The sequence below is a fragment of the Rhodomicrobium sp. R_RK_3 genome (assembly GCF_002198715.1).
GTDB lineage: Bacteria > Pseudomonadota > Alphaproteobacteria > Rhizobiales > Rhodomicrobiaceae > R-RK-3.
In genome coordinates this window covers 1-13,597 of sequence record NZ_MWLK01000005.1, presented here as the reverse complement: position 1 = coordinate 13,597, position 13,597 = coordinate 1, and the positions used below count along the sequence as shown (strand labels likewise).

The following is a 13,597-nucleotide window of genomic DNA, read 5'->3' as shown; positions in this document are numbered from 1 at the left end:
GGAAGCCGGTTTTGCCGAAATTCCGCGCGGCCCGTGGTCACGCGGGCGGCAGCCGCCCCGATCACCTCAGTCCGTCGGTGCGCCATTCGCCGAGACATGGGCGAGATCATCGGTCAGCGCCTCGATCATCTTGGCGCCGCCGGGCACCGTGCGGATGAACTCGCCATAGACGCCGCGGCTGGCGGCGCGGAAGGCTTGCGTGTCGACATGGGTGACTTCCATGTCGCGGTCGAGCTGGTCGACGAGCTCGCTCTCCATGTCGATGGCGAGGGTGGAGATCCAGCCCTCCATCGCCCGCGCCTCGGACATGATGACGGCGCGGATCGGCATCGGCAGACGCTCGAACTGGGTGCGGCTGGTGATGAGGAAAGCCGGGCTGTAGAGATGGTCCGACAGCGACAGCCGGTGCTGCACGTCGGTCAGATGCTGGGCGCTGATCTCGGTCAGCGGCGCCTCATAGCCGTCGACCACGCCGGTGCGCAGCGCATCGCTGACCGCGCGGGTGGCCATCGGCACAGGATCGGCGCCGAAGGCGCGCAGGGCCTTCTCGCGCCAGGGATTGGGCGGGATGGCGAGCCGCATGCCGCGCAGGTCGGCGGGACGGTCGATGCGGCGGACATCATTGGTGAACTGTCGGAAGCCGTTCTCCCAGATGCCGAGGATGCGCAAACCCTTCTTCGCCGCCTCCGGCTGTAGGTAATTTTCAAGCAGCGCGGAGCGGATAGTCTTCACCTGGGCGCGGTTGCGGATCAGGTAGGGCAGCTCGAAGACGGCGAAGGCATCGCTCACCGAGATCATCGCCGAGGAGGGCAGGGCGAACACCGCCGCGCCGCTGCGCACCGCATCGACCAGCGCCGGGCTGTCGCCGAGGGCGGGGTCGGAGATCACGCTAATGCGGTAGTCCTCCGGCAACCGTTCATTCACCCTACGGGCAAATTCATTGGCGCCGATTTCATAGAGCGAACCGGGCGCGCCGCTATGCACCAGCACCAGCTCGCGCGGCTCGGCCTTGGCGGGAGTGCCGGCGGGGGCGAGAAGCTGAGCGGCAATGAAGAAACAGGCTAAAGAAAAGCGCATAATGGCCTGCCAAAACGAGGAAAATTGCGTGTGGTCTCATGGATAGACCTTGCAACTTGCCGGGGCGAGGGGGATGCGCGGCTTTGCACATGAATCTGCGGGCTTGTGGGAAAGTGTGTGGAAGGCGGCCGGCTTCACGCTAAAGGTGAAGCGTTCACGGCTGCCATAGGGTCTCTAGCGTCTTGACAATGCCATGGCCTGTCCACTAAGCCCGAGATTAGCACTCGCGTAGAATGAGTGCCAAGCGGCCCTCGCCGCTCTTCTTTGAAATCAATTGATGAAACCGCGGGAGATGCAGATGAAATTCCGTCCGCTCCATGATCGTGTTGTGGTGAAGCGCGTCGAAGAAGAAACCAAGACCAAAGGCGGCATCATCATTCCCGACACCGCCACCGAGAAGCCGCAGCAGGGCGAAGTGATTGCCGTCGGTCCCGGCGCGCGCGGCGATGACAATGAGCTGGTCCCGCTCGACGTGAAGGTCGGCAACCGGGTGCTGTTCGGCAAATGGTCCGGCACCGAGGTCAAGATCGACGGCGTCGACCTGCTGATCATGAAAGAGTCCGACATCATGGGCGTGCTGGAATAAGCACGCCGGGCGGGCGAGCCGCCTTGCGGCGTGCGCCCGCCGCCCCATGGTCCACCGCACAGCCTGGCACCATTTTTCTCAAGAAAGAATTCGACAATGTCCGCTAAAACCGTCCGCTTTTCCTCCGATGCCCGCGACCGCATGATGCGGGGCGTCGACATGCTCGCCAATGCCGTCAAGGTTACGCTGGGACCGAAAGGGCGCAATGTCATCATCGACAAATCCTTCGGCGCGCCGCGCTCGACCAAGGACGGCGTGACCGTCGCCAAGGAAATCGAACTGGAAGACAAGTTCGAGAACATGGGCGCCCAGTTGCTGCGCGAGGTCGCCTCCAAGACCAATGACAAGGCCGGCGACGGCACCACCACGGCAACGCTGCTCGCCCATGCCATCGTCAAGGAAGGCATCAAGGCGGTCGCGGCCGGCATGAACCCAATGGACGTCAAGCGCGGCATCGACAAGGCCGTCGCCGATGTCGTCATCGCCGTGCGCAAGAAGGCCAAGAAGGTCGCCAATTCGGCCGAGATCGCCCAGGTCGGCAAGATCTCCGCCAATGGCGACGGCTCGGTCGGCGACATGATCGCGGACGCCATGCAGAAGGTCGGCAATGAGGGCGTCATCACCGTCGAGGAGGCCAAGAGTCTCGACAGCGAGCTGGAAGTCGTCGAGGGCATGCAGTTCGACCGCGGCTATATCTCGCCCTATTTCATCACCAATGCCGAGAAGATGATCTCCGAGCTGGACGACCCGCTGATCCTCATCAACGAGAAGAAGCTGTCGAATTTGCAGGCCATGCTGCCGGTGCTGGAAGCCGTCGTGCAGTCCGGCCGCCCGCTGCTGATCATCGCCGAGGACGTCGAAGGCGAGGCGCTGGCAACCCTGGTCGTCAACAAGCTGCGCGGCGGGCTGAAGGTCGCCGCCGTCAAGGCGCCCGGCTTCGGCGATCGCCGCAAGGCCATGCTGCAGGACATCGCCGTGCTGACGGGCGGCGAGCTGATTTCGGACGATGTCGGCATCAAGCTGGAAAACGTCACGATGAAGATGCTCGGCCGGGCCAAGCGCGTGCGCATCGACAAGGACAACACGCTGATCGTCGACGGCGCCGGCAAGAAGAAGGAAATCCAGGCCCGCGTCGCCCAGATCAAGGCGCAGATCGAGGACACCACCTCCGATTATGACCGGGAGAAGCTGCAGGAGCGTCTGGCCAAGCTCGCCGGCGGCGTTGCGGTGATCCGCGTCGGCGGCGCGACCGAGGTCGAAGTGAAGGAGAAGAAGGACCGCGTCGACGATGCGCTGAACGCAACGCGCGCGGCGGTCGAGGAAGGCATCGTGGCGGGCGGCGGCGTGGCGCTTTTGCGGGCGGCTTCGGCGATTACCGCCAAGGGGTTGAACGAGGACGAGACGGCGGGCATCAACATCGTGCGCCGGGCGCTGCAGGCGCCGATCCGGCAGATCGCGGAAAATGCCGGTGTCGAGGGCTCGATCGTCGTCGGCAAGCTCTTGGAAAACAAGAAGAAAGACAGCTTTGGCTACGACGCCCAGACCAATGAATATGTCGACATGATCGAGGCCGGCATCATCGATCCGGTCAAGGTCGTGCTGACCGCTCTCCAGGACGCGGCCTCGGTCGCCTCCATGCTGATCACCACCGAAGCCGGTGTCGCCGATGCGCCGAAGAAGAAGGAAGCCGGCGGCGGCATGGGGGGAATGGGCGGCATGGGTGGTATGGGAGGCATGGGCGGAATGGGTGGCATGGACGGCATGATGTAGGCCAGCCGCCGGCTTCTGCCGCCATGCGTCGTAATGCTTTTCCGGCTGCGGGAGGGGCGACCCTTCGGCGGCCGGTCGGCTTTCGCGGGGTTGCGTCGAGCGCGAAAAACGGTTGTCCCGATCCGTCACCGCATTTTCGCCGCAATAACCAAATATACAACTCTTGGTTGTAAGACTTGGGCGATGCAGAGCTTCGGAAGCCTGCTGATTCGGACCGGAATATGAACCTGAGGAGTTTCGATTACAGTTATCAAAAGAAATTATGATAGCTGTGAATCATTGCGGAACTTTGTGTGGCTTTTCTTTGTGGCCCGGGTCTTCGGTGGTATAAAGGAATTGTCTCTCGCGGGACGTCGCTGCTGGCACCCATCTCCGTGTCGAAAAACACGCTCAGATGGGTCCACGGAACGGATCCAAAGGGGACAACAGTGGCCCCCTGGCGATTTGTTTTGCGTCCGCCGGGCGGTCTCTGTTTTTCTAAGGAGTTCTACTCCCTTCCGCCGCGTCCTGGAATCGTCACAATGATTTTGTGATCTTGGGCTGGACATTCGGCGCTTTTCCACCAATGTGAACAGAGCGCGGACGAACAGCGACGTTAGAGTTGCAGCCTTTGTTTTCCTGCGGAGGAAATCGGATGAATTTGACGCGTGCCACCTCACTCCGGACGCCAGACGCTGCCCCCTCCACCAAGCGCCGCCTGCCCTGGCTCCCGCTCGGAGTCGGGCTGTTTGCCGGCTGCCTGAGCGCAGGGGTGATCGCGGGTTCGCCGAACAGCCTCATGCTCGGGCTCGGCCTGAGCGACGGCGATAATGCCGGCGCCACCCTGTTCGGCGCCGCTTTGCGCGACGACAGCCTGGCCCAGCCGCTGAAAGTGCTCTCCGGCGTCAGCGGGGAAACCTTCGTTCCCGGCGCGCCGAAGCCGGCGGTCACCGCCGAGGCTGAAGCCGTCACGCCCGCGCCGAATGTCGCGCCTGTGGGCTGGGATCGCCTCTCGGGCGGCGGCTGCATGACCGTCACCACCAAGAACGGCCAGACCTTCTCCTTCCGCATTCTCGGGGCGCGCCCCGGCGCCGCTCCCGCCGCCAAGCCGGCCGAGGATCTGCCGAAGGTCGATCTCGCCATCACGGCCTGCCCGGCAACCGGCGAGCCGATCGCCAAAGCCGTCATCGAGCCGACCGAAGCCCCCGTCCGCAAGATCTTTGCCGCCGAGCATAGCCTCTAGCCTGTCGCTGTCGCCCGATCCGCCTGTGATTGAGGCAGGCGAACGCGCCGCTCAGTAGATCAGCGCGATCAGGAAGCGCAATCCGACCAGCGACAGGAAGGCCGCGAAGGCGATCTCCAGCGCCCGCCTCGGCAGGCCATGCGCCAGCCGCACGCCATACGGCGCAGCCAGCACCCCCGTCGGGATCATCGCCGCCGCGCCGATCAGGCTGACATAGCCGACCGAGCCGACCGGCAAGCCCTCCGCCCCCCAGCCCGCCCAGACATAGCCGATCAGCGCCGGGATCGCGATGATGACGCCGAACCCCGCCGACGTGCCGACCGCCTGATGGATCGGCCGCCCGAGCAGCGTCATCACCGGCGTTATATAAGCCCCGCCGCCGACGCCCATGATCGTCGCCAGATAGCCCACGACCGTGCCGACCGGCAAGGCGATGGCCGGGTTCGAGATCTCGCCCGGAATGCGCCAATGGGCGCGCCGCAGCAGCAGGCTGATGCTGAGCACGCTCGCCGAGCCGACCCAGACCAGCTTCATCACGTCGTCATCGGAATATTTCGCCGTCAGCGCGCCGAGAATGACGCCCAGCAGCGCGGCGGGCGCGATCATCCGCAGCACGTCGCCGTCGATCGAGCCGCGCAGGTAATGCGAGCGCGCGGCGCGGAACGCCGTCGGTATGATGACGGCGAAGCTGGTGCCGACCGCCAGATGCAGCCGGATGTCCTCCGCCGCGCCCATCGCCCCGAACAGCTCATACAGCACCGGCACCAATATGCCGCCGCCGCCGACGCCGAACAGTCCCGATAGGACGCCGGCGATCAGTCCGCCGGCCATCAGCCCGCAGACGAGCAGCACGACCTCGCCCGCAGGCATGCCCAAATCCATGAAATCTCTCCAAAATCCCGCCGGACCTTAGATGCCCAGGGAATGGGCAGCAAGCATTTCCGCCCGGTCCCCGCATGGCGGAGCCCCGCGCGAAAAGCAAGATTGCGTGATCGGAGTTGGGCTTGCGGGCAGAGCGTGCCGCTCCTTCTACACAGCTTTTTCGGCGAGCGCCGCCAGTTGCCCGATGACGGTGCCCCAGCCGTTATAAAACCCGAGTTCGTCATGCATCGCCCGGTCCGCCGGGCTCTTATGCATGACATGGGCGGCGTAATCGGTGCCGAGCGGGTGGTCGCGCAGCGTGATGATCGCCGTCATGAACGCCTGCTCGGCCGGCCGCCAGCCGCCGGTGAGGGCATTGGTGAAGACGATCCGCTCCAGTGCGTCGACGGCGAGGAAGCAGCCGCTCAGATGCGGCGCGAAGGCGGCTCCGTTCTCGCTGATCTGCGTCACGAAGGCCCCGCCGGGGCGCAGCTCCATGGCGGCGACCTTGCATTTGGCCGGCGCCGGAATCCACCATTGCTCGAAGCTGGCGGGGTCCGTCCAGGCATTCCAGACGGCCGAACGCGGCGCCTTGATCACGCGCGATATGGTCAGGTCGAGATCGGGGTTCACAATTTGGGTCATTCCGGATGCTCCTGGCCTTGGGCGGTGACGAACTGCTCCAGCCGGTTGGTGCGGCCCTCCCACAGGGCGCGCTGCGCGGACAGCCAAGATTGAACGGCGGCAAGCGGCGCCTCCTCCAGCGCGCAGGTGCGCACGCGGCCCTGCTTGCGCGTCCGGATCCAGCCGCTCTCCTCCAGAGAATGAATGTGCTTCATGAAGGAGGGCAGGCTGATCCCGAACGGTCTGGCCAATTCGCTGATGCTGGCCGGACCCTCGCCCAGCCGCCCGATCACCGCCCGGCGAGTCGGGTCGGCAAGCGCCTGGAAGAGGCCGTCGAGCCGGTCTTGATACTGTTCCATAAGGCTAAGTATCACGGCGAAATACTTAGCGCAATGGCTAAGTATCTGGCGTCGGCGCGGGGCGCGGAGGGGACCTATGCCTTTGGTCCGGCAACGAGATCGGCGATGACTTCGGCGGCGCTGGTGGGGCCTTTGATTGTCTCGCCGCCGCCGTTCTGGAACCGGATCCAGCCTTCGTTGAAGCCGTCGAGCATCCGGATGCGGGGTTCCGGGTTCTTCATGCCGTGCCGGCGGAACAGCGGCTCCCAGCTCTCGCGCGGCACCGGCGCGGCGCGCACCGGCTTGCCGAGCGCGGCGGCGAAGGCGGCGGCAAGATCGTCCGGTGACACCCGCTCCGGGCCTTCCAGCTCGAAGATGCGCGTGCCGCTCCAGTGCTGCACGATGAGTTCAGCGGCGAGACGCCCGACATCCCTGGCGGCAACCATCGGCAGCTTCTTGTCCGTGGGCTGAAGGAAGCTGTGGATGATGCCGGTGTCGCGCGCCGAGGCGACGTCCCAGGCGACGTTGTCGATGAACCAGGCGGGGCGCACGATCGCCAGCGGCATCGGCAGATCCCGCAAGGCGGCCTCGAGCAGCGAGCGCTGGGAGAGCAGATTGTCCTCGACCGCATCCGCGCCGACCGTCGACAGGCAAACCACCCTCGCCGGGCGGGCCGCCATCAGCGCCGCGACCACGCTATCATTCACCGCCCGCGCTTCGGGATAGCCGGGCTCCGGGTCGAATTCCGGCGGCGGCAGGATGAAGACGCCCGCCGCGCCGGAGAACGCCGCCGTCAGCGCGGCCGTATCCTGCATGTCGGCGATGGCGAGTTCGCAGCCGTGCGCCGCCCACGCCGCGCCCTTCCTAGCATCGCGCACCACCGCGCGGATAGGCTGGCCGGCGGCGAGCAGGTTGCGGGCCAGTTCGCCGCCGACTTTACCGGTGATGCCTGTGATTGCGTACATGATCGGACTCCATCCTTGCCAGGGCGCAGGTCTTGCGGTCTCGCGCCGGGCGCCTTTACCGAAGACCAGCATTAGGCGCATTCCCTATGTTGCATTGAGTGCCATTAAGTCATATGATTGGTGATCTGAAATCAACGGATCGACCTTCATGGCTTTCGACGGGCGCGTGATCTCCAATGCCGGCGTGCTTGCGGCTGTCGTCGAGGGCGGCAGCTTTGCCCGCGCGGCGGAGGCGCTTGGCCTGTCGCGCTCGGGCGTGAGCCGCGCGGTGTCGCGTCTGGAGGCGCGGGTCGGCGTCCGGCTGCTCGATCGCACGACGCGCGCCGTCGCGCTGACCGACGAGGGCCGCAGGCTCTATTCCGAGATCGCGCCTCTCCTGACGGGCATCGAGGACGCAGTGACGGTCGCGTCGGGCTCTTCGGTGGCGGTGCGCGGCCGGCTGCGGGTGAATGTCGACGCGTTCTTCTCGCGCCAATTATTCACGCCGCATATCTTAGAATTCTTGTCGCTTTATCCGGATTTATCGCTTGAACTCGTGGCGCGGGACCAGTTGGGCGATCTGATCGGCGAAGGTTTCGACATCGCCGTGCGCTTCGGGACGCCGCCGGTTTCTTCGCTGGTGGCAAGAAAGCTGCTGGAGACGCGCACCATTACGGTCGCCTCGCCCGCCTATCTGAAGGCGAATGGCGTGCCGGCGGCTCCGGCCGATCTGGCGAGCCATGCCTGCATTCAGGTGCGCGATTCCTTGACCGGGCAGCCGATCGAGACATGGCAGTTCCGGCGCGGGGAGGAGCGGGCCGAGATCCGCACCAGCGGCCGGCTGATGGTGGCCGAGTTCGGCACCATGCTCGGCGCCTGCCTGGACGGGGTCGGCATCGCGCGGGTGAAGGCGATCGGCGTCGAGCCGCTGATCCGGCAAGGCGCGCTGGTCGAGTTGCTGCCGGACTGGCTCGGCGACAGCTTTCCGCTCTATGCGCTCTACCCGTCCCGGCACCTGCCCGCCGCCAAGGTGCGCGCTTTTATCGATTTCGTGCAGTCGCGGCTGGCCGCGGATGCCAACACAGCGCCAAAGCCGCGCCGCAAGCCCGCTTCCGCAGGGGTACCGCAAACCAGCGCGGATGCCTAAAGATCGGTCCGCCCGTAAATGTCCTCGTAGCGAACGATGTCGTCCTCGCCGAGATAGGCGCCGGATTGCACTTCGATCAGATAGGCCGGGATCCGCCCCGGATTGGACATGCGGTGCCGGGCGCCGACGGGGATGTAGGTCGACTGGTTCTCGTTCAGCAGCTTGACCTCGTCGCCGATGGTGACCTCCAGCGTGCCGAGCACGACGATCCAATGTTCGGCGCGGTGGAAATGGCTTTGCAGCGAGAGCTGCGCGCCCGGCTTGACCATGATGCGCTTGACCTGGAAGCGGTCGCCATTGTCGAGCCCTTCGAACCAGCCCCAGGGCCGGTAGACGCGCTTATGCAGGTCGATCTCCGGGCGGCCCTCTGCCTTCAGCCGCTCGACGACGGCTTTCACCGATTGCGCATGGGATTTGGACGACACCAGCACGGCGTCCTTGGTCGCCACCACCATGACGTCCTCGAGGCCGACGACGGCAACGCAGGCGTTTTCGGTATAGGCGAAGCTGCCGCGGCTCTCGTGGAAGATCACATCGCCGCGCGCGACATTGCCTTGCGCGTCCTTCTCGGCGATTTCCCAGATCGCGGGCCATGCGCCCAGATCGCTCCAGCCGGCGCTGAGCGGCACGCAGGCGACGCGCGGCGACTTCTCCATGATCGCATAGTCGATGGAAATGTCCGGCAAGGCGGCATAGGCGGCGGGATCGAGCCGCAGGAAATCGAGATCGGGCTGGGCCGAGGCAAGCGCGCGCTCGCAGCCGCGGAGAATATCCGGCGCGTGATTGGCGAAGGCTTCGATCAGCGCGCGGGCCTGCATCAGGAAAATGCCGGCATTCCAGAAGAAATTGCCGCTGGCGAGATAGGTCGCGGCCGTGCGGGCGTCGGGCTTTTCGACGAAGCGCTTGACGCGGAGCGCGTCCCCGCCCGGCGATGTCTCGATATAGCCGTAGCCCGTATGCGGCTCGGTCGGCTCGATGCCGAAGGTGACCAGCGCGCCGTCCATCGCCGCCGGCACGCCGCGCAAGACAGTGTCGCGGAAGGCGGCGGCGTCGGCGATGACGTGGTCGGAGGGGAGCAGCAGCAGGAGCGCGGTTTCGCTCTCGCGGGCAGCCATCAGGGCGGCGATGGCGGCGGCGGGTGCGGTGTTGCGCGCGGCCGGCTCCAGCACGATGGCCTTTGGCGTGATGCCGATCTCGCGCATCTGCTCGGCGATGATGAAGCGGTGATCGTTGCCGCCCAGAACGGTCGGCGCGGCGAAGCCGGGAGCCTCCAGGCGGCGGCAGCTTTGCTGGAACAGGCTTTTGGGCGCATCGGTCAGCGGCAGGAACTGCTTCGGAAATGCGCGGCGCGACAGCGGCCAAAGCCGCGTTCCGGACCCGCCGGATAGAATGAAAGGATAGATCGGGGCCATGCGCAGGTCTCCGTTGCAGGAGGCCAGATCTATCCGGTTTTCCTCACGGACACAATGAACACGGACCGCTAGGTAGCCGCCTATTGCCGGAATGCCGGATAGTCCACCTTGTCGCCGGACTTCAGTCCGAGGCGCTTGGCGCTGCCGCCATTCAGCTCGATCACGGCGCGCACCTTTCCGCCCGAACGGATGATGCTCTCCGAAAATGGCTCGGTGCGTTCCTCGATGCGATGGACGGTGCCATCGGCTTCGACGAAAACCATGTCGAGCGGGATGTAGGTGTTCTTCATCCACATGGTGATTTCCTCATCCTGCGGATAAAGGAAGATCATGCCTTCATCGTCGCCCATGGAGCGCCGGAACATCAGCCCTTTGCTGCGTTCCTGATCGTTATCGGCGACCTCGACGGTGATCGGGTGCCGCCCGGAGCTGGTGATCAGGGTCAGCGGCCGCTTTTCGAGATTGTCGGCGTGGGCATAGGCCCCCATAAGCCCGACGCCTATCGAAAGCAGGGCAGCGATGACCGCCCTACTGATCTGTTTGACTGACGTAACAGGCGTCACGTCAGTGGGACGTAGGGAAAGTTGAGGCCACCCCATCGGGCCGTAGTTCCGCTGCCATTAATCCCTTTTCGCCATGACCGAAGCGGACCAGGACGGTCTGCCCGGGACGCAGCTCGGCGAAGCCGAAGCGGCGCAAGGTTTCCATATGCACGAAGATGTCTTCCGTGCCGTCTCCCCGTGTCAGGAAGCCGAAACCCTTGAGGCGGTTGAACCATTTGACCATGGCGCGCTGCCAGTCGCTTTCCGCCGTCACGGTGACGTGGGTGCGCTGCGGCAATTGCGATGGGTGGATGGCCGTGCTTTCATCCATTCCCAGCACGCGGAAGGCCTGGAGGCCCCGGTCGCGATTGAGAACTTCACAAACCACGCGGGCCCCTTCATAGGCTGTCTGATAACCGTCCCGGCGCAACACCGTGACATGCAGGAGGATATCCGGCATTCCGTTATCAGGCACTATGAAGCCATAGCCCTTGGATGCATCGAACCATTTGATCTGTCCGGCGACGACGGTGACGTCGACTCCGGGTTGTTCGGACGCCTGACCGAACGATGAGACAACTGGAGGTAATTTTTCCCCCATTTTGTGATCCCCCGCTTACTTCAACTGTTATTCCTATTTGCTCGATCAGGTCTTCCGCCTAACCCTAATCTTTGCAAATCGTTAATGGACCATACCATTCGGCGAATTGCTTGCTAGCGAAATTTCCGCCGCACTGGATAAGTCTGCTTGCGAGGGTACCGGACCTGAGCCTGGCTGTGGCTCGCACGCAGTCGTAAGTTATTGTTCTACATTGTTTTTAACTCTTCACCCGGTGACGCCGGCGACCTGTTCTAGGGATTACCCATCCCTAGGATTCGGTTGCCTCAGAACCCCTTATACAACCGGACGTTGCATCACTGAAACGCTTTTTTCACGAATCACCGTCTCTTCACAGGTGAGATGTGAGCCAGTTTTTTTATTGAAGTTCCCCTGTCCCCGGATCGTTAACTATTTCGTCAGGATGGGGCAGAAATGTGGTTAAGCGCGGCTATCCACATGCAGGGGTGCCGAGTGGGGACGACACGGTTTTGTGAATTGCGCCCCGCATTGCCGTCATGCCCGCCGCGCGGCTAAAGTTGCAGCACGAGCGCCAAAGCCAACCGGCGCCACCGGCCCATGAGGATTGCCATGAAATATCTGCACACCATGCTGCGCATCACCGATATCGACCAGTCGCTGGATTTTTTCGTCAACAAATTCGGGCTGAAAGAGCTGCGGCGGATGGAGAACGAGCAGGGCCGCTATACGCTGATATTTCTCGCGGCGCCGGGCGATGAATCCGCCCAGGTCGAGCTGACCTATAATTGGGACGCCGAGGACTATAAGGGCGGCCGCAATTTCGGCCATCTCGCCTATGCGGTGGACGATATTTACGAGATCTGCGAGCGGCTGATGCAGGCCGGCGTCACCATCAACCGGCCGCCCCGCGACGGGCGCATGGCCTTCGTGCGCTCGCCGGACAAGATCTCCATCGAACTGCTGCAGAAGGGCGGGGCGCTGCCGCCGAAGGAGCCGTGGACTTCGATGCCCAATGTCGGCGAGTGGTAGCAGGCGGCCATCGGGGGGGTGACCGAGTGCAGAGGAAGGGGCGCCCGCGGCCGCGCCGATCGCGGCCGTCGCCTTCGCGCCTTCGAGACGCTAAATCGCCGTCGCCCGGGGCCGGACGCCGATGCCAAAGCGCGCCGGCACCCGCCCGCTCCGGGCCGTACCGTGGCCGCATATCCCCGCCTTCGAACTAGTAACGCCCGGTTACAAAAAAACCATTGAACCCACGCGCAAAACTCTGCACGCAGCCTTGGGCAGGGCGCTTCCGGCGCCCCTCATACTCCACATCGCCGCGGCTCCCGCGGCACTTATCGTTCTGAGGGATGACGTCATGTTGCGTATGTTGCCGCGTTTTGTGAGTTCGACACGGATGCTGATCGTCCCGCTCGCCTTGATCGCCTTCGCTGCGGGGGGCAGCGGGCAGGCATCGGCGCAGGAATGGGCCGTCAACAAGGCCAAGAGCAAGATCACCTTCGAGGTCGACGCGGGCGGCCAGTTGCTCACCGGCGAGTTCGAGACTTTTCAGGCCGAAATCCATTTCGACCCCGATTATCCCGACATGGCGGAAGTCGCCGCCGCCATAGACGTGAATACCGTGACGACCGGCCAGTCGCAGGTCGATGCCGCCCTGCTCGGCAAGGATTGGTTCGACGCCCAGACCTTTCCGGCTGTCGGCTTCCGCGCCAAGGCGATCAAGCCGGCGGGGAGCGGCGGCCGCTATGTGCTGGAAGGCAATCTGGCGATCAAGGGCGAGAGCGCGCCGATCTCCATGCCGTTCACGCTGAAGGTGGTCGAGGGCGAGGCGACGGTGCGCGGCATGACGACGATCAATCGCAGCGTCTTCGGCCTCGGGCCGAACGGCCCGGTCTCGGGCACGGTGATCGGCAATATCGTGACGGTGAAGCTCGACCTGGCCGCGACCCGGCTCGACAATTAGGGGGCCGGGGAGCGTTACAAAGGCGGAACGTAGCGTTCCGCCGCCGCGAAACCGCCGGTTAGGCAAATTAGCTTAAAATTAATGCCGCCTTTGCGAAACCGGCGGGGCGGCTTTAGACTTGTCGGCAGTACGGCTCGCGACAGCGAAGGGGCCTCCGCGTGTCACTCCTCGAAGCGTTCGAAAAACTCCTGGCGTCGTTGATTATCCTGGCGATGCTGGTTTTGATCCTGTTCCTGGCGTTCGACACCGATCGCGATCGGGTGGTCGGCGAGGGCGCGGGCGAACATTTCGACACGCGCATTGAGGAGCGGCCATCGGCCCGCACGGACGTGCGTCAGGCGGCCAAGCCGGAGGCTGCGCCCGCCCCGGCGCCTGCTCCCGCGCCAGCACCCGCGCCCGTTCCGCAAGCCCAGACCGGCGTGCAGCCGCCCGCCGCCGAGACCGGCAAGGCGCTGGTGCCCGACCCGAAATCGCCCCCGCCTGCCGCAGCGCCCGCGCCCTCGCCGACCACCCGATCGCGATCGGTGTCGA

The 13,597-nt window shown here is 64.5% G+C and carries 14 protein-coding genes and 1 pseudogene; 7 read left to right on the top strand and 8 right to left on the bottom strand.

The window, feature by feature from the left end; all coding sequences use genetic code 11:
- Nucleotides 1–66 precede the first annotated feature (66 nt).
- Entirely contained in the window at nucleotides 67–1,077 is a 1,011-nt protein-coding gene (locus BLEFHOIH_RS01850; RefSeq protein ID WP_088342804.1) for a TRAP transporter substrate-binding protein, read from the bottom strand.
- A 298-nt stretch (nucleotides 1,078–1,375) separates the two neighbouring features.
- On the opposite strand from BLEFHOIH_RS01850, the gene BLEFHOIH_RS01845 reads away from it, so the two are divergent.
- The 3 genes from BLEFHOIH_RS01845 to BLEFHOIH_RS01835 all read left to right on the top strand — a co-directional run bounded on the left by BLEFHOIH_RS01845 (nucleotide 1,376) and on the right by BLEFHOIH_RS01835 (nucleotide 4,655).
- Complete coding sequence (locus tag BLEFHOIH_RS01845; RefSeq protein ID WP_088342838.1) at nucleotides 1,376–1,663, top strand: co-chaperone GroES; 288 nt, start codon at nucleotides 1,376–1,378, stop codon at nucleotides 1,661–1,663.
- A 96-nt stretch (nucleotides 1,664–1,759) separates the two neighbouring features.
- The gene (groL, locus tag BLEFHOIH_RS01840; RefSeq protein ID WP_088342803.1) at nucleotides 1,760–3,433 is read left to right on the top strand and encodes a chaperonin GroEL; all 1,674 of its coding nucleotides are present in this window, start codon (nucleotides 1,760–1,762) and stop codon (nucleotides 3,431–3,433) included.
- A gap of 634 nt (nucleotides 3,434–4,067) precedes the next feature.
- Nucleotides 4,068–4,655 carry a hypothetical protein gene (locus tag BLEFHOIH_RS01835; RefSeq protein ID WP_088342802.1) on the top strand — a complete coding sequence of 196 codons (588 nt, stop codon included), beginning with the start codon at nucleotides 4,068–4,070 and terminating at the stop codon, nucleotides 4,653–4,655.
- A gap of 51 nt (nucleotides 4,656–4,706) precedes the next feature.
- Here BLEFHOIH_RS01835 and BLEFHOIH_RS01830 read toward each other — a convergent pair whose 3' ends face one another.
- From BLEFHOIH_RS01830 to BLEFHOIH_RS01815, 4 genes are all read right to left on the bottom strand, one after another.
- Nucleotides 4,707–5,537, bottom strand: a complete 831-nt coding sequence (locus BLEFHOIH_RS01830; RefSeq protein WP_088342801.1) for a sulfite exporter TauE/SafE family protein — start codon at nucleotides 5,535–5,537, stop codon at nucleotides 4,707–4,709.
- A gap of 147 nt (nucleotides 5,538–5,684) precedes the next feature.
- Nucleotides 5,685–6,161, bottom strand: coding sequence for an SRPBCC family protein (locus BLEFHOIH_RS01825; protein WP_088342800.1), 477 nt, complete (start codon nucleotides 6,159–6,161; stop codon nucleotides 5,685–5,687).
- Nucleotides 6,158–6,499 carry a metalloregulator ArsR/SmtB family transcription factor gene (locus BLEFHOIH_RS01820; RefSeq protein WP_088342799.1) on the bottom strand — a complete coding sequence of 114 codons (342 nt, stop codon included), beginning with the start codon at nucleotides 6,497–6,499 and terminating at the stop codon, nucleotides 6,158–6,160. The genes BLEFHOIH_RS01825 and BLEFHOIH_RS01820 overlap by 4 nt, the downstream gene beginning before the upstream one ends.
- Nucleotides 6,500–6,573: 74 nt before the next feature.
- A complete protein-coding gene (locus BLEFHOIH_RS01815; protein ID WP_088342837.1) occupies nucleotides 6,574–7,443 on the bottom strand; it encodes an NmrA family NAD(P)-binding protein in 870 nt (289 codons plus the stop codon).
- A 148-nt stretch (nucleotides 7,444–7,591) separates the two neighbouring features.
- Between BLEFHOIH_RS01815 and BLEFHOIH_RS01810 the strand changes: the two genes are divergently transcribed.
- Nucleotides 7,592–8,569: a LysR family transcriptional regulator gene (locus BLEFHOIH_RS01810; RefSeq protein WP_088342798.1), complete on the top strand. Its 978-nt coding sequence runs from the start codon at nucleotides 7,592–7,594 to the stop codon at nucleotides 8,567–8,569.
- Here the strand turns inward: BLEFHOIH_RS01810 and BLEFHOIH_RS01805 are convergent.
- The 3 genes from BLEFHOIH_RS01805 to BLEFHOIH_RS01795 all read right to left on the bottom strand — a co-directional run bounded on the left by BLEFHOIH_RS01805 (nucleotide 8,566) and on the right by BLEFHOIH_RS01795 (nucleotide 11,124).
- A complete protein-coding gene (locus BLEFHOIH_RS01805; protein ID WP_088342797.1) occupies nucleotides 8,566–9,981 on the bottom strand; it encodes a mannose-1-phosphate guanylyltransferase/mannose-6-phosphate isomerase in 1,416 nt (471 codons plus the stop codon). The genes BLEFHOIH_RS01810 and BLEFHOIH_RS01805 overlap by 4 nt on opposite strands.
- Nucleotides 9,982–10,061: 80 nt before the next feature.
- Nucleotides 10,062–10,469, bottom strand: coding sequence for a DUF192 domain-containing protein (locus tag BLEFHOIH_RS01800; protein ID WP_170936942.1), 408 nt, complete (start codon nucleotides 10,467–10,469; stop codon nucleotides 10,062–10,064).
- A 76-nt stretch (nucleotides 10,470–10,545) separates the two neighbouring features.
- Nucleotides 10,546–11,124: a cold-shock protein gene (locus tag BLEFHOIH_RS01795; RefSeq protein WP_088342795.1), complete on the bottom strand. Its 579-nt coding sequence runs from the start codon at nucleotides 11,122–11,124 to the stop codon at nucleotides 10,546–10,548.
- A 588-nt stretch (nucleotides 11,125–11,712) separates the two neighbouring features.
- On the opposite strand from BLEFHOIH_RS01795, the gene BLEFHOIH_RS01790 reads away from it, so the two are divergent.
- From BLEFHOIH_RS01790 to BLEFHOIH_RS26520, 3 genes and pseudogenes are all read left to right on the top strand, one after another.
- Nucleotides 11,713–12,132: a VOC family protein gene (locus BLEFHOIH_RS01790; protein ID WP_088342794.1), complete on the top strand. Its 420-nt coding sequence runs from the start codon at nucleotides 11,713–11,715 to the stop codon at nucleotides 12,130–12,132.
- Nucleotides 12,133–12,460: 328 nt separating this feature from the next.
- Nucleotides 12,461–13,066 carry a YceI family protein gene (locus BLEFHOIH_RS01785; protein ID WP_170936941.1) on the top strand — a complete coding sequence of 202 codons (606 nt, stop codon included), beginning with the start codon at nucleotides 12,461–12,463 and terminating at the stop codon, nucleotides 13,064–13,066.
- Nucleotides 13,067–13,224: 158 nt separating this feature from the next.
- Nucleotides 13,225–13,597, top strand: a pseudogene (locus BLEFHOIH_RS26520) (hypothetical protein); the annotation flags it as partial.

What these genes read in the sequence shown, in the direction of transcription:
- BLEFHOIH_RS01805 (WP_088342797.1), bottom strand. Translation starts at nt 9,981, where the DNA reads ATGGCCCCGATCTATCCTTTCATTCTATCCGGCGGGTCCGGAACGCGG.
- BLEFHOIH_RS01815 (WP_088342837.1), bottom strand. Translation starts at nt 7,443, where the DNA reads ATGTACGCAATCACAGGCATCACCGGTAAAGTCGGCGGCGAACTGGCC.
- BLEFHOIH_RS01820 (WP_088342799.1), bottom strand. Translation starts at nt 6,499, where the DNA reads ATGGAACAGTATCAAGACCGGCTCGACGGCCTCTTCCAGGCGCTTGCC.
- BLEFHOIH_RS01810 (WP_088342798.1), top strand. Translation starts at nt 7,592, where the DNA reads ATGGCTTTCGACGGGCGCGTGATCTCCAATGCCGGCGTGCTTGCGGCT.
- BLEFHOIH_RS01835 (WP_088342802.1), top strand. Translation starts at nt 4,068, where the DNA reads ATGAATTTGACGCGTGCCACCTCACTCCGGACGCCAGACGCTGCCCCC.
- BLEFHOIH_RS01825 (WP_088342800.1), bottom strand. Translation starts at nt 6,161, where the DNA reads ATGACCCAAATTGTGAACCCCGATCTCGACCTGACCATATCGCGCGTG.
- BLEFHOIH_RS01850 (WP_088342804.1), bottom strand. Translation starts at nt 1,077, where the DNA reads ATGCGCTTTTCTTTAGCCTGTTTCTTCATTGCCGCTCAGCTTCTCGCC.
- BLEFHOIH_RS01785 (WP_170936941.1), top strand. Translation starts at nt 12,461, where the DNA reads ATGTTGCGTATGTTGCCGCGTTTTGTGAGTTCGACACGGATGCTGATC.
- BLEFHOIH_RS01800 (WP_170936942.1), bottom strand. Translation starts at nt 10,469, where the DNA reads ATGGGGGCCTATGCCCACGCCGACAATCTCGAAAAGCGGCCGCTGACC.
- BLEFHOIH_RS01845 (WP_088342838.1), top strand. Translation starts at nt 1,376, where the DNA reads ATGAAATTCCGTCCGCTCCATGATCGTGTTGTGGTGAAGCGCGTCGAA.
- BLEFHOIH_RS01795 (WP_088342795.1), bottom strand. Translation starts at nt 11,124, where the DNA reads ATGGGGGAAAAATTACCTCCAGTTGTCTCATCGTTCGGTCAGGCGTCC.
- BLEFHOIH_RS01790 (WP_088342794.1), top strand. Translation starts at nt 11,713, where the DNA reads ATGAAATATCTGCACACCATGCTGCGCATCACCGATATCGACCAGTCG.
- BLEFHOIH_RS01830 (WP_088342801.1), bottom strand. Translation starts at nt 5,537, where the DNA reads ATGGATTTGGGCATGCCTGCGGGCGAGGTCGTGCTGCTCGTCTGCGGG.
- groL (WP_088342803.1), top strand. Translation starts at nt 1,760, where the DNA reads ATGTCCGCTAAAACCGTCCGCTTTTCCTCCGATGCCCGCGACCGCATG.